General features: G+C 61.7%; 12 protein-coding genes. 5 read left to right on the plus strand and 7 right to left on the minus strand.

Translation table 11 applies throughout. From position 1 onward, the window contains the following. The first annotated feature begins 238 nt into the window (after positions 1-238). The 3 genes from I6F33_RS32825 (at position 239) to I6F33_RS32835 (ending at position 3,954) form a co-directional block, all read left to right on the plus strand. Positions 239-913 (plus strand): hypothetical protein, encoded by a 675-nt coding sequence (locus I6F33_RS32825; RefSeq protein WP_225145280.1) that lies wholly within the window; start codon positions 239-241, stop codon positions 911-913. A 31-nt stretch (positions 914-944) separates the two neighbouring features. Further along, positions 945-3,176 carry a Wzz/FepE/Etk N-terminal domain-containing protein gene (locus tag I6F33_RS32830; protein ID WP_225145281.1) on the plus strand — a complete coding sequence of 744 codons (2,232 nt, stop codon included), beginning with the start codon at positions 945-947 and terminating at the stop codon, positions 3,174-3,176. Positions 3,177-3,666: 490 nt separating this feature from the next. Continuing rightward, positions 3,667-3,954: a hypothetical protein gene (locus I6F33_RS32835; RefSeq protein WP_225145282.1), complete on the plus strand. Its 288-nt coding sequence runs from the start codon at positions 3,667-3,669 to the stop codon at positions 3,952-3,954. A gap of 42 nt (positions 3,955-3,996) precedes the next feature. Here I6F33_RS32835 and I6F33_RS32840 read toward each other — a convergent pair whose 3' ends face one another. Further along, complete coding sequence (locus I6F33_RS32840; protein ID WP_225145283.1) at positions 3,997-5,427, minus strand: undecaprenyl-phosphate glucose phosphotransferase; 1,431 nt, start codon at positions 5,425-5,427, stop codon at positions 3,997-3,999. A gap of 614 nt (positions 5,428-6,041) precedes the next feature. Between I6F33_RS32840 and I6F33_RS32845 the strand changes: the two genes are divergently transcribed. Continuing rightward, positions 6,042-6,779, plus strand: a complete 738-nt coding sequence (locus I6F33_RS32845; protein ID WP_225145284.1) for a metallophosphoesterase — start codon at positions 6,042-6,044, stop codon at positions 6,777-6,779. A 66-nt stretch (positions 6,780-6,845) separates the two neighbouring features. Here the strand turns inward: I6F33_RS32845 and I6F33_RS32850 are convergent, their stop codons facing one another. After that, positions 6,846-7,124, minus strand: a complete 279-nt coding sequence (locus tag I6F33_RS32850) for a hypothetical protein (protein ID WP_225145285.1) — start codon at positions 7,122-7,124, stop codon at positions 6,846-6,848. 622 nt (positions 7,125-7,746) lie between these two features. Here I6F33_RS32850 and I6F33_RS32855 point away from each other — a divergent pair. Further along, complete coding sequence (locus I6F33_RS32855; RefSeq protein WP_225145286.1) at positions 7,747-8,010, plus strand: hypothetical protein; 264 nt, start codon at positions 7,747-7,749, stop codon at positions 8,008-8,010. A 120-nt stretch (positions 8,011-8,130) separates the two neighbouring features. Here the strand turns inward: I6F33_RS32855 and I6F33_RS32860 are convergent, their stop codons facing one another. From I6F33_RS32860 to I6F33_RS32880, 5 genes are all read right to left on the minus strand, one after another. Then, positions 8,131-8,538 (minus strand): type II toxin-antitoxin system VapC family toxin, encoded by a 408-nt coding sequence (locus tag I6F33_RS32860; protein WP_225145287.1) that lies wholly within the window; start codon positions 8,536-8,538, stop codon positions 8,131-8,133. After that, positions 8,535-8,789: a plasmid stabilization protein gene (locus I6F33_RS32865; RefSeq protein WP_225145288.1), complete on the minus strand. Its 255-nt coding sequence runs from the start codon at positions 8,787-8,789 to the stop codon at positions 8,535-8,537. Before I6F33_RS32865 ends, I6F33_RS32860 begins: the two co-directional genes overlap by 4 nt. 859 nt (positions 8,790-9,648) lie before the next feature. Continuing rightward, complete coding sequence (locus I6F33_RS32870; protein ID WP_225145289.1) at positions 9,649-10,851, minus strand: ABC transporter substrate-binding protein; 1,203 nt, start codon at positions 10,849-10,851, stop codon at positions 9,649-9,651. A gap of 56 nt (positions 10,852-10,907) precedes the next feature. Beyond that, on the minus strand, positions 10,908-11,609 hold the full coding sequence (locus I6F33_RS32875; RefSeq protein ID WP_225145290.1) for an SDR family NAD(P)-dependent oxidoreductase: 702 nt from the start codon (positions 11,607-11,609) through the stop codon (positions 10,908-10,910). Between the two features lie 71 nt (positions 11,610-11,680). Continuing rightward, on the minus strand, positions 11,681-12,691 hold the full coding sequence (locus I6F33_RS32880) for a nitronate monooxygenase family protein (protein WP_225145291.1): 1,011 nt from the start codon (positions 12,689-12,691) through the stop codon (positions 11,681-11,683).

Genomic DNA, 12,691 nt, shown 5'->3' on the forward strand with positions numbered 1-12,691 from the left:
GTTGCGATCGATGCTCTTCGCAGCACCATTGATCTGTCTGCGTGCACATGTCGCACGAAAAATTCTCTCGCCCGGGGGAACAATAAGCGCGCGTCACGACTTGTGCCGGTTTTGCGACGAGCGGCCGTGCCGCGTGCCCGATATATTTTCAGTTTGCAAGATTCCTGAGCGCGATCTGCCGATCTCGCAGGCATTGTAAATCTTTCTTCTGCAACCGGCGAGAAGGCAGGCAACGCCGTTGGTTCTGTCGACGGTTTGCATCGGCTTTTGCGTCGCACAAAAAGATGACACAGTTACCTGCCAAGTTTCGCCTGTTCTCCGATTGCAACAGAAGCAAGGAACACGGATGGGCCGCGGACTAACACGTCGTCATGCACAGCCGCGATGGCTGGCGATTGTCTTGATCGGTTTTGCGCTGATTGTCTCGAGTGTCGAAGCTTGCCGCGCGCAGTGCGTCGAATTCTCGGACCGCGCCTCGCAACTCGAACTCGACACCTTCGTGAAGTCGCCCTCCTCGCTCCTGGAGCGGCTGCGCAATGACAAGGAGAAGTTGCGGTACTGGCTCGCGCGCTATGTCGCCACAAATCCGTCGGTGCTGCCGTCCGTGCAGACGCTCATCTCGGCCTCGACCTCAACCGATCGCTCGTCCATCGGCGCTGCGCTGCGCATTGCCGAAACACGTTGCACGTCGACCAAGCCGGACGCCTCGCGCAAGATCAGGGATTTCGTGCAGCGGATCGGTGATCTCAACGTGCAGGCCGGTTATTCCGCCGCAGGAGACGACAGCTCCGGCGTCCAGGTCCAATCGCAAATCAAGACCTCGCCGCAGCCGGGCCGCGGCGGAGCACTGCTCGAAGGCGAGTGGAGAACCAAGCTGGCCAATCCATTCAAGCCCGTCCCCCTTCCGAATTGATCCATGATCGTCAAAGGCAGCGAATTAGCACATGTACCAGCCTAGGGAACATTTCCAGTCGGGGCACCGATTCGGCATCGAATTCGGCGGGGCGGTCCTCAGCTTCGAGCGCGTGGCCGACGTCCTTCGCCGCCAATGGCCGATCATCGCGGTCTGCACGGGAGCTTCGCTGGCCCTGGTGATCGCCTACCTGGCCATGGCGCAGCCCATGTATACGGCAAATGCCCGCATCATGATGGATACGCGGCAGACGCAAGTTCTGGACAAGGACAGCAACGCCAGCAGCGCCCTGATCGACACGGGCTACGTCGACAGCCAGGTGGAGATCATCAACTCGGACGACCTCATTCTGTCCGTCGTCCGCCGCCTGAAGCTGACAGAAGACCCGGAGTTCAACGGCTCCAAGCCCGGCCTGCTCTCTATCATCATCGGCAAGGTGACCTCGCTGTTCGGCTCCCGCGAGCCGGCGAGCCAGGAACGAATCGAGCATGCGGTGGTCCAGCAGCTCCAGAAGAATCTGCGTACGGAGCGCGTGCTGACGACATATGTCCTGTCGCTGAGCTATAAAGCGCGGAGCCCCGACAAAGCCGCCAAGATCGCCAACGCGATCGCCAATGCCTATCTCGTCGGCGCCCTGGAGGCCAAATATCAGTCCACCAAGCGGGCCACCGAATGGCTGCAGCAGCGCAGCCTCGAGCTGAGCGAGCAGGCATCGGCCAGCGATCGCGCCGTCCAGACCTTCAAGGCCGAGAACAACATCGTCGGAACCAGCCGCGGCCTGATGTCCGAGCAGCAATTGTCCGACCTCAACACGCAGCTAGTTCAGGCGCGGGCTGCGACCGCCGAAGCCAAGGCCCGGCTTGACCGGATCGACACGATTTCCGATCAGGATGTTGCGCAGTCGACCGTGACGGATGCCCTCAACAACTCGGTGATCACCCGTCTGCGCGCTCAATATCTAGACCTACAGGCCCAATATTCCGACTGGTCCAGGCGCTACGGCAAGACCCACCTTGCGGCGGTCAATCTGGCCAACAAGATGGACGAGCTGCGCAAGAACATCGCCGACGAGGTGCGTCGGATCGCAGACGCCTATCGCAGCGACTACGAGATCGCGAAGAGCCGGGAGGCCTCGCTCGAGAAGAACGTAAAGGACCTCGTCGCCCAGGCCGGCAACAAGGGCCAGGCCGAGGTCAAGCTGCGCGATCTCGAAAGTGCCGCCGACACCTACCGCAATCTCTACAACAACTTCCTGGAAAAGCTGCAGAGCGCGACGCAGAACCAGAGCTTTCCCCTCAGCGAGGCCCGCCTCATCAGCACCGCCACCAAGCCGGACCGCAAGAGCTCGCCGCGAACGGTCCTCGCCCTCGTGGGCGGCCTGGTCGGCGGCCTCTGCCTCGGCTTCGGCGCGGCATTTGCGCGTGAACTGCTGAGCGACGTGCTGCGGACGCCCGGCGAGGTCGAGGATGAGCTCGGCGTGAAATGCCTCGGCGTGCTGCCGGACATACGTCCGCCGACGAAGGCCGGCGCGTTGCTCGCGACGTCAGCGAAGACCGGCCCTCCCGATCTCTCCCGCTACGTCGTCGATCATCCGTTCTCACGCTTTGCCGAGACCTTGCGCAACATCAAGGTTTCAATCGACGTCGCGCGTCTGACCCGCGAGATCAAGGTGATCGGCATCGTCTCCTCGCTTCCAAAGGAGGGCAAGACGACGGTGGCCGCCAATTTCGCGCAGCTGATCGCCCTCACCGGGCATCGCACGGTTCTGATCGACGGCGATCTGCACACGCGCTCGCTGACGCGGGAGCTCGCGCCCAACGCCAAGACCGGCCTCGTGGAGGCTCTCAACGATCCCGCGAACCTCGGCTACCACGTGCAGCGAAGCAAGGAGACGGGACTGGATTTCCTGCCCTCCGTAGTGGCCTCGCGCATGGTCAATTCGGCCGACGTCATCGGATCCAAGGCAATGGCCGAGCTGCTCAAGGTGCTGAGGGAGCACTACGAGTACATCGTGATCGATCTCGCCCCGGTGATGCCGGTGGCCGATTCCAAGGCCGTCAGCTTCCTGATCGACGCCATGGTCTACGTGATCGAATGGGGCCAGACCACGCGAACCGCTCTGCAGGAGTCGGTTTCGGGTTCGGAGGTCCTCCAGAAGAAGCTGATCGGCGCCGTGCTCAACCGCGCGAACCCGAAGATGCTCAAGCGCATCGAGGCCTACAAGGGCAAGCACCACAACAGCTATTACGTCGAGCACGCCTAGAGCGAAGTCCAGCCGAGCTGGAGCGCCCTCAAGGCCCGCGGCCATTTCTGGCAGCGGGCCTTGTTCGTGCCTGGCGAATTGTCGCTGGAATGGCGTCACACGCGCCCTTCACGCACGCGACCGGAGATCGCGCCAAAGCGCGAATGCGATTAGGACGAATCGTCATCGCGCCTTGGGTTATTGTTTGAGCATGATCTTTTCGGAAAACCGCTACGCACCTTCCGGATCATACTCCGGGCGCACCGGAACTGCTCGCCAGTCCGTATTCGTCCGGAATCCACAACTTGCAGTTATTGCTCTAGCCAAAAGCAAGGATTGACGGATACGGTGGTCGCTAAGAGAGTGCGCTTGTGGGCCATCATCCGTCGATAAGACGAGACGATCCGAGCCTTGATGCCTGAAAATGCCAAAACTTTAGGCATCTTTCTTTCTCGGTTCCCCGGGGCTAATCTCGGCTCATTACTCGCAGTTATTTTTCCGGTAGGCTCGGATGCTGATCGTCCTGACGATTTTGACTATTTGGGTCCTGCTCAACATTCTGTTCGTGTTGATCGTGGTCCCTCCACGCAAGCCGCTCCGCCACCCCATGGCGACGACGCTCTCACCCGCGCCCATCGACCCGAGCCGGCGCCAGATCGAGCAGGACGAACCTTTCTCGATCCGCCATGTCATCGTCTCCGTCGCAATGGGAGCCTTCTTCGTGCTCGTGCCGCCGCTGCTCGCGCTGCGCGATGCGATCATGCGGCTCTTCCGCAGGCCGCCGCGAAATAAAACCTGAGGCCCTCGGGCTGGGGTTCCGGCGATTGAGAGATTAAAGCGCTTAGTAGGCCTCCTGGAACATCACTGCGGACGCGGTGCGGGCCATGATCTTCAGGTCGAGCCAGATGCTCCAATTGCTGACGTACCAGACGTCGTACTCGACCCGCTTTTCCATCAGATCAATCGTTGGCGTTTCGCCCCTGAATCCGTTCACCTGGGCCCAGCCCGTCAGGCCCGGCTTCATGTGATGGCGGTAGACATACTTGCTGATCAGCTCGTCGTAGTAATTGTCATGGGCGAGCGCGTGCGGACGCGGTCCCACCAGCGACATGTCCCCACGCAGCACGTTCCAGAGCTGCGGCAGCTCGTCGATGCTGGTCATGCGCAGGAAGCGCCCGATCTTGGTGACCCGAGCATCCCCCTTGGTCGCCTGGGTCACCGTCTCGCCGTTCTCGGACACCGTCATGGTGCGGAACTTCCAGATCTCGAACGGCTTGCCGTTGAAGCCGCGGCGCGACTGCCGGAATATGACCCGTCCCGGCGAATCCAACTTGATCAGCACGGCTACCGTCAGCAGCAGCGGCGTCAGCAGCACGAGCGCGAACAGAGCGACGCCGACGTCGAGACAGCGCTTCTGCAGCCGCTCGAGAATCGTTAGCGGCGGCCGCTGGATCTCGACCGCGACGGTTCCGCTGACCGGCAGGAACGGACGGGTCACGAGGTCGGCAACGGAATCGTCCGGCAGCAGGCGAATGGGCTGCGGAACGGCGCGCAAATATGGCCCGAGCTTGCGCAGCATCGGCAATTCGTTCCAGTCGATCGCGAGCAGATATTCGTCGACATCGGCCGCGCGCGACTGACGGATGACGTCGCGAATCTGCCGCTCCCATTGGCCGTCATCCCGGTCCTCTCCGAGCACGAAATGGCGCATGACGTCGAAGCCGTTCCTGCGCAAATCCTTGAAGCGGCTCGAGGTGAAGTCGAGCGGCTTCAGGCTGAGCAGGATCACCTTGCGGTCGACCAGGCGGCTTCTGGCAAAGCTCGTGCCGAACACGGCCTGCCAGACGAAGCGCAGGCTGATCAGGCCGAGCCCGCCGATCACGGCGAAGACGATGACGGTGCCGCGCGACAGATTGTCCGTCGATTTCAGCAGGAAGGCCGCAACGGCGAGGATCGTGAGCGACGTCAGCCAGATAAAGGCCGCCATTCGAAGCTGCCAAACCAGATTGAGCAGGCGGTGCGTGGAATAGACGTCCCGGAAATAGGCGATCCCGACGAACACCACACCGACAAACAATCCGGCTCCCACCGATGCACCGTCGGGCGGCGACGCGACCGCTACGCCGTACAGCGAAGCCCCCGCCGCGTAACTCAGCAGGATCAACAGAAAGTCAGCAGCGATGACGACGACCTGAAAGGGCCTCTGAAGCGCACTGCCGCGCGCAGATGACAGCGCATGAGCGCTTTCAGAACCGTAAGTTGCAACAGCCATTCGAACCTCTGCGTATCGAGAGAGTGTCTGACGCTCATCGTGATGCTGAAGACTCGTCACTTCCCCGCACGGAAAGTGTTGCTCGATCGCAGCGACATTGTGGCGCTGCACGCGAAACTTTTGCGGCGCACGAACGATGTGTCGCGTTGAGATGAGCGGCGAAATTCGATGCGCCGAAAATCTCGTCACAGTGCTGACATACGAGCGAACGAACTGCCCTATTTTGAATCAAGTTCCGCATCCAATGCGACGCTACCGTTGCACGAGCCGCTGTTCGCTCAAGTTTGAGGCGCTGCTTGCTGCCGACGAACGCAACATCGGATATCTCGCGAGAGCTTCCTCGAATTTTCTATCTGCGGATGTATGCGAGAATCTGCGGCGAGTCATGCATACTTGCCGCGCACTTCGGAGCAGCGATGCAATTCCTGCGGCCCCATCTCGTTCCTGCCGCCATTAAAAACAATTCGGCAAAAAATGCCGTGCCCTTCTTTTGGCATGATCGGGACCGAAAACGAGTTGCGGCCCCACGGAACTCGCGTTGTTCGCGTTGGATGGACGCTCTCCGGTGCCGGTGACTTGGGGATATTTTTCCGACCACCCGATCGATGAGCGCCATGAAGTCTTTCGCGCGATCCCACCCGTCGCTTCCCAAACCGCAATTGCCGGACGGCGTCCGCATTTACGCGATCTCGGATATCCACGGCTGCGCGCATCTGCTCGAGCCCATGCTGGGGGTGATCGACGCCGACGTTGCGCGCAGCCGGCCGCGCTATGCCATCGAAGTCTTCATGGGCGATTACATCGATCGCGGCCCGGATACGCGTTCAACCCTCGACATCCTGGTCGAGCGGAGCCGCCGGGGGAATGCGGTCTTCCTCAAGGGCAACCACGAGGCCTTTCTGGTGAGGGTGTTCGAAGATCCTTCCCTGTTCGAGGACTGGATCGCCTTCGGCGGGACCCAGACATTGATGTCCTACGGGCTTGCTCCGCCCGATCTCAGGCGCGACGAGCCGGCATCGATCCTGCGCGACTTGATTCGCGCCATGCCGACCGAGCATCTGGAATTCCTGGACAATCTGCGGCTGAGCTTCAGTTGCGGAGACTTCTTCTTCGTCCATGCCGGCGTTCGCCCGGGCGTGCCGCTCGCCGAGCAGACCGAGCGCGATCTGCTCTGGATTCGCGAGGAATTCCTGCAGAGCGAGGAGCAGTTCGGCAAATATATCGTCCACGGCCATACGCCGGTCCGGAGCGCCGAACTACTGGCCAACCGCGCCAATATCGACACCGGCGCCTATGCGACCGGCAACCTCACCCTGATGAGCATCCAGGGAAGCCGAATGCTCGCGGTGTGATGAGCTTCAGCCGCCTGCCACCGATGCGCGAGACCGTCTCGAGGAGGAAATGGACGTTCGCGATCTCTAGTTGAGCAACGGCGACTGCGCCGGCCGCGCACGCGTCTGGGCCATCCAGTCACTCCAAGCTCGCTCGTGCTTGACGTAGAGCTCCACCCAACGTTCGCCATGCCTGGCCTCTCGGACGCGCGCCGCCTCCCCGAGCAGCTCGGCGCCGGGACGGGTGTCCGGCTTGTCCAGCGCTTCGAACTCGATCGTTTCCGAGATCGTCAGACCGACAAGCACGCGCTGTCCGGCGCCGTCCACGATGTAGCGTCGCGGCGCATCCTTCTTGGGCTCACTCATGTCGTCATGTCCCATCGGTTCGGTGTGAAGCTGGATGCCGCCATCGAATGGGACGATGCCTAGAAGGCTCGCCGGGCGTGGCCGAACGTCGAGGTCGGAGCGGGCCGCGACGCCCGGCGCGAGGCGCTGCTGGATGAGCTCACGGCTCTTCGTTGGACGCGCCAGGCGCGCAGCGCGTATCCGAGAATGAGGCCAGCGCCGAAAATGGAAGCGGAGACAAACGCAGAAGTCATGAGAGTCGTCCTGGATCGTGCGCGTCCTATCAAGAGTGAGCAGTGTGTCGACATCATGGTTCTCGAGGATTCACGAGCGCCGAAAAAATGTTCAAGGTTCGGTCTCCTTTGCATGCATGCCGCACGCGCGGCAACGCTGCCAGCCTCCGCCTGATCTCGTCTCGGCCGGAGGTGATCATCGAACACTCTCTATATATGATGACCACCTATCCAAGAGACGTTCTCGCAGCCCAATGCATCAAGGCCCGTCGCGGTCGATCCGGAGCGCCTTGCGAGACCATGCGCCCCTGCAACCGGAAGTTCGGCGTCAGCCGGCCTGCCCGTGCCCTTGCAACCATCCGGAACCCGTCGCATTATCACCCATCGCATTTCATGAGGGATTCAATCCAATGAACTTCCGTCCCCTTATTCCATCCATTGCCCTGGCCGCCCTTGGCCTTGCCGTAACGGTCTCCGTCGCGCCGGCCGCCGAGCTCGCACTTGCTCCGTCACACCGGGCGGCCGCCGCCCAGGGCGGGCTGGTGCTGTGGGATGATGTTTACCCGCCGGCGGTCTATGGCCCGCAGCTTCGCCCGGCCGAAGAAGTCGCAGCGATGAAGGCGCAGGCACGGCCGGTGTCCCAGCGCTGGTGGGGATATTGGTACGTGCGGTAACGCGCCGGAGAACCCAGACGTCCGCAATCTATAGGCGCGCAAGCGAGGTCTCATGAAGCTCGCCGCTTCTGCCGTCACGGTAAATGCGCTTGCTCGATACCTCTTCTCAGCTGGTCACCATCAGGGATCGATGACCGTCAGACCAGCAGCATTGAACGCACTCGTATCGCGCGATGCCACGGCAAACCCGTGCGCGGCGGCGATCGCGGCGTTGTAGCCGTCGGGGGTTGGGATGCCTCTTCCGGCCGCGCGCGCCTTGACAGCGAGATCGGCATAGCGCCGCGCCGCGGTGGTATCGAAGGGCAGGATGCGGGCCGAAAATAGGTCCAAGACGCCATCGAGCGCAGCTGCCAGCCTGTCCTTGCGCTTGCCGCGCGGCAGAGCGCCGATGCCGAACAGGAGCTCGGCGATGCTGACGCTGGAGAGAAACACTGTTTCGGCTGCCTGGGCGTCGAGCCAGTCGCGGACCGATGGATCCGGCTCGGGCTTCATCGCCTCGGAGAGGACATTGGCATCGAGCAGGATCATTCGAACCGCATCGGCTCGGCGGCACGAGCGTCGCGGCCACGTTCAAGCGCCTCGACATCCGCATTGGTGAGGCCGATCTTCCGGCCGATCTCCGAAAGGGCGGTGCCGAGCCGCAGCCGGCTCTCGGGACGCACGGCGGCCTCCAGAATGGCGCGCATTTCCGCCTCCGTGCTGCGATTGTGCTGCGCCGCGCGGACTTTCAGGGCGCGGTGTGCCTCCTCGGAGAGGTTTCGAATGGTGACGGCCGCCATGATGGCGCTGCCTCAAAACTGATTGCGTTGATATCAACTTATTCTATTTGCTAGCATTTTTTAAGAGATGATGTCATTGCCAGCGCGACGCCCGAACCTCCAGCCAGGGACGCCGAGCTCTTCATCCCTGGTCTCGGGCTACAGCTCGAAGATCTTGGCGGCACTAAGTTAGTCCCCGCGGAAGCAATTGATCGCTGTCGCTGCCTGAGTGGCCGTGACGATGCAAGTGAGCGCGTTGGGCAGGTCTGCGCCCAGGAACGGGATCGTAGACTCGCAGGTTGCCCCGTCATCTTGCGGGTCACCACTGAACAGTATTTGCGAACAGCGCAGCAACGAGCGGACCACCGCTCTCAAGCACCGCATCAAGATAAGCGGCACATCCCGGCTCTCAAACCTGCAAAGCGTTCCGAACAGGAAAAAGGGAGCGCCGAAAGGCGCTCCCGAGCGTTGGGTTGGATTTTCCTCGCTCTTTACGGCAGATAGTCCACTCAATCTTCTTGTGGCCTTTCCTGGTCGGCCGGATTTCATCGCCCGCGCTCAAGCCATCGAGATGTCGGTTGCGGAAGGTTGACCAGACGTCTGGCCGGAGTTCAGCGCCTGCTTACGACGAATGCGGACTGTCGATGGGGCTGCCGGCCGAGTGTATGACTACCGGCAGCCCCATGCAGGTTCCATTTGCGCCTGCGATGCCATCAACCTCGGCTGCACCGACTAATCCGCGTTGTTTGGATGTCCGAGAATGCTCGGCTGAAATCGGTCAGCCGACCGTGTCGAAGCGGAGTCTTTGAGGTCGAAAATCAATCTCCAAGCCCCCAACTCCGATACGGAGAGCCCAGCATCACGGGCGCTCTGGTGCTGATTAGTTTTGGTCAGCACTCAGAACACTGCCGAACTGCTCCCAGGAACTTCCGGTCCAGCGTTGCAGCTGAAGCTGCGTGTACGCCATACTGTTGCTCGGGCCGGTGTTGATCGCAATACCAGGCATCAGCGTCGGAAGCACGAGTCCTTTGATGCTGCGCGCCTGCTTCAGAATGTTCTCGCGCGACAGGTCGTTGCCGCATTGCTTGAGCACCTGCTCCAGGATCTGACCTTGCTGGGTCCCGAACAGGTAATTGTTGTCGCCAATGTCGGAGCCGGAAAGATATTTCTCGAAGTGTTCGCGATACCACTTCATACCCGGGTCGTCGGCCCACCGCTTGTCGTTCGGATCCTTTGTAACCGTGGCTGCAATAACCCCGACCGCCTTGTCCGCTCCGGCAGGCACAATGGTAGCGGAGACCGAGCTCGAGACATAGTTGATGATGGTCAGCGGCGACCAGCCGATCTCGCTCGCCTTCTTGATTGCCTGCGCGGTGAATTTCGGCGTGCCCGCGATCACGAAGGCCTGGGCCCCCGAGGCCTTGAGCGACACCACATGAGACTCGATGGTGGGTTCGGTAACTTCGTAGGGCGAGGCGACCACCTTCCGGTCGAAATCGGCTTTCAGCGCCTCCTTGAACGCCGCGACGAAATCCCGGCCGAGGTCATCGTTCTGGTACAGGATCGCAATCTTTGCGTCGGGCTTCGTCTCGCTGATGTACTTCGCGTAGATCTTGCCTTCGGTGTTGTAGCTCGGCAGTCCCGTGGTCGTCATCGGAAAGTCGGTGAAATTGGCAAACTTGGTCGCCCCGCTGACGACGAAAAGGTGTGGCACCTTCTTGCCGTTCACATATTTGACGGTCGCACTGAGACCGGGTGTCCCCAGCGGGCTGAACAGCAGTGCCACCTCGTCACCCTCGATCAGCTTCCTGGTCTGCTCGACGGCCTTCGGCGGGCTGTAGGCATCATCATAGGTCATGAGGTTGATCTTGCGGCCATTGACGCCGCCACGGTCGTTGATCGAACGAACGTACGCAATGAGGCCCTTGCCGGTGTTGCTGAGCGGAGACGCCGGGCCGCTGAACGGGAATGTCGCCCCAACCTTGATCTCCGATTCCGTCACACCGGGCGTGTCGGCATGAACCGGCATCGCGGCAAATGCCGCAAGCGCGGCCATGGAAAGCGCGAGTTTCCTCATCAACATCTAAATTTCCTCCTGAGCTTGTTATGATTTGAGTGGCGGTCCTGCTGACTTACCAACTACCAGGCTTCACCGAACGGCCTGATCTCCACATTGAACGACCAGGCACTGCGGTCCTGGTGAACGACGTGCCAGATCTCATCCGCGATGGCCCGCGGCTTGATGAAGAAGTCGTCCGGCCGGTCCGGCCAACGCTTCCTTGTCCATTCAAGGTCGATTACGGCGTCGATAACGACATAGGCGACGTGGACGCCCTGCGGCCCGAGATCACGCGCGATTGCCTCGGCAAGGATACGTTGTGCCGCCTTGGTCGGCGCGAAGCCGGCAAAGCCCGGCTTGCCCCGCAACGCCGATGTGTTTCCGGTCGCGACGATGGCCCCATGGCCGGCCTGCGTCATGGAGGGGGCAAACCGCCGCGCCAGATAGAGCAGCCCCATCGTGTTGACCTGGAAGTTCCGGTTGAGAATTTGCGGATCGATCTCACTGAACCGGCCGAACGCGCCACCTACCGCGTTGTGAATGACGACACCGGGACTGCCCAGATCTCGCTCGACGGCGGATGCCGCGTCCTCGACTTGCGCGGCATCAGACACGTCGCATCGATAAGCTTTTGCGCCCGGTAGCTCCTGCGCCAGCGCGGCGACACGCTCCTCATTCCTGGCGAGAAGCGCGAGGCGATACCCGCCCTCGGCGAATCGTCTCGCCAGCGCCGATCCCGTGCCTGGGCCAACGCCGGATATCAGACAGACAGGTGCGCCCATGCGATCAGATCTCCATGTTCGGCCGGCACGTCATGCCGGCTCGCGACCATGCCGTGCCCGGAGGCACAGCATCAGGCGACTGCGCGCGCCTTCTCCGTCTCGACCTCGCCCTCGAGGAAGCCGGTCAGCCGCTGACGGATGATCGTCTCCGCTTCGCTCATGATGCGATCGATCAGCTCCTTGACCGTCGGAATGTCGTCGATGAGGCCGACCACCATCCCGCAGCTCCAGGCGCCGGCGTCCATGTCGCCGTCGACCATCACCTTGGCGTAGACGCCTGCGACCTGGTCGTGGATGTCCTCGATCTTCAGGCTGGCGCCTTTCTCGCGCTCGATTTCCACGAGCTGGGCGACCCCTTTGTTTTTGAGGACACGCTCGGTATTGCGTAGCGCGCGCATGACGAGCACGGTATCGAGTTCGCTGGCCTTGACGATCGCCTGCTTCACGTTGTCGTGGACCGGCGCTTCCTTGGTGGCGACGAAGCGGGTGCCCATGTTCATGCCCGAGGCGCCCATCGAGAGCGCAGCGACCAGGCTGCGCGCATCGGCCATGCCACCCGAGGCAACGAACGGGATTTTGAGCTCATCGGCGGCCCGCGGCAGGAGGATCATGTTCGGGATGTCATCCTCGCCGGGGTGGCCACCACACTCGAAACCATCGACGCTGACGGCGTCGCAGCCGATCTTCTCGGCCTTGAGCGAGTGCCGGACCGACGTGCATTTGTGGATTACCTTGATGCCCGCCGCTTTCAGCGCGGGCATGTACTGTTCGGGACTGCGGCCAGCGGTCTCGACCGCCTTGACGCCGCCCTCTCTGATCGCTGCGATATATTCGGGATACGGCGGCGCCGAGAAGGTCGGCAGGAACGTGAGATTCACGCCGAACGGCTTGTCGGTCATGTCGCGACACCGCGCGATTTCCTTGGCCAGCAATTCCGGCGTCCGCTGCGTCAGGCCGGTGATGATGCCGAGGCCGCCGGCATTGGACACCGCAGCGGCGAGCTCGGCAAAGCCGACATAGTGCATGCCGCCCTGGATGATCGGATGCTGGATGCCGAACAGTTCAGTGATTGCTGTCTTCAC

It is taken from the genome of Bradyrhizobium sp. BRP20 (assembly GCF_020194215.1).
In the GTDB taxonomy this organism is placed as follows: Bacteria; Pseudomonadota; Alphaproteobacteria; order Rhizobiales; family Xanthobacteraceae; genus Bradyrhizobium; species Bradyrhizobium yuanmingense.

What these genes read in the sequence shown, in the direction of transcription:
- I6F33_RS32830 (WP_225145281.1), top strand. Translation starts at nt 945, where the DNA reads ATGTACCAGCCTAGGGAACATTTCCAGTCGGGGCACCGATTCGGCATC.
- I6F33_RS32835 (WP_225145282.1), top strand. Translation starts at nt 3,667, where the DNA reads ATGCTGATCGTCCTGACGATTTTGACTATTTGGGTCCTGCTCAACATT.
- I6F33_RS32840 (WP_225145283.1), bottom strand. Translation starts at nt 5,427, where the DNA reads ATGGCTGTTGCAACTTACGGTTCTGAAAGCGCTCATGCGCTGTCATCT.
- I6F33_RS32845 (WP_225145284.1), top strand. Translation starts at nt 6,042, where the DNA reads ATGAAGTCTTTCGCGCGATCCCACCCGTCGCTTCCCAAACCGCAATTG.
- I6F33_RS32850 (WP_225145285.1), bottom strand. Translation starts at nt 7,124, where the DNA reads ATGAGTGAGCCCAAGAAGGATGCGCCGCGACGCTACATCGTGGACGGC.
- I6F33_RS32855 (WP_225145286.1), top strand. Translation starts at nt 7,747, where the DNA reads ATGAACTTCCGTCCCCTTATTCCATCCATTGCCCTGGCCGCCCTTGGC.
- I6F33_RS32860 (WP_225145287.1), bottom strand. Translation starts at nt 8,538, where the DNA reads ATGATCCTGCTCGATGCCAATGTCCTCTCCGAGGCGATGAAGCCCGAG.
- I6F33_RS32865 (WP_225145288.1), bottom strand. Translation starts at nt 8,789, where the DNA reads ATGGCGGCCGTCACCATTCGAAACCTCTCCGAGGAGGCACACCGCGCC.
- I6F33_RS32870 (WP_225145289.1), bottom strand. Translation starts at nt 10,851, where the DNA reads ATGTTGATGAGGAAACTCGCGCTTTCCATGGCCGCGCTTGCGGCATTT.
- I6F33_RS32875 (WP_225145290.1), bottom strand. Translation starts at nt 11,609, where the DNA reads ATGGGCGCACCTGTCTGTCTGATATCCGGCGTTGGCCCAGGCACGGGA.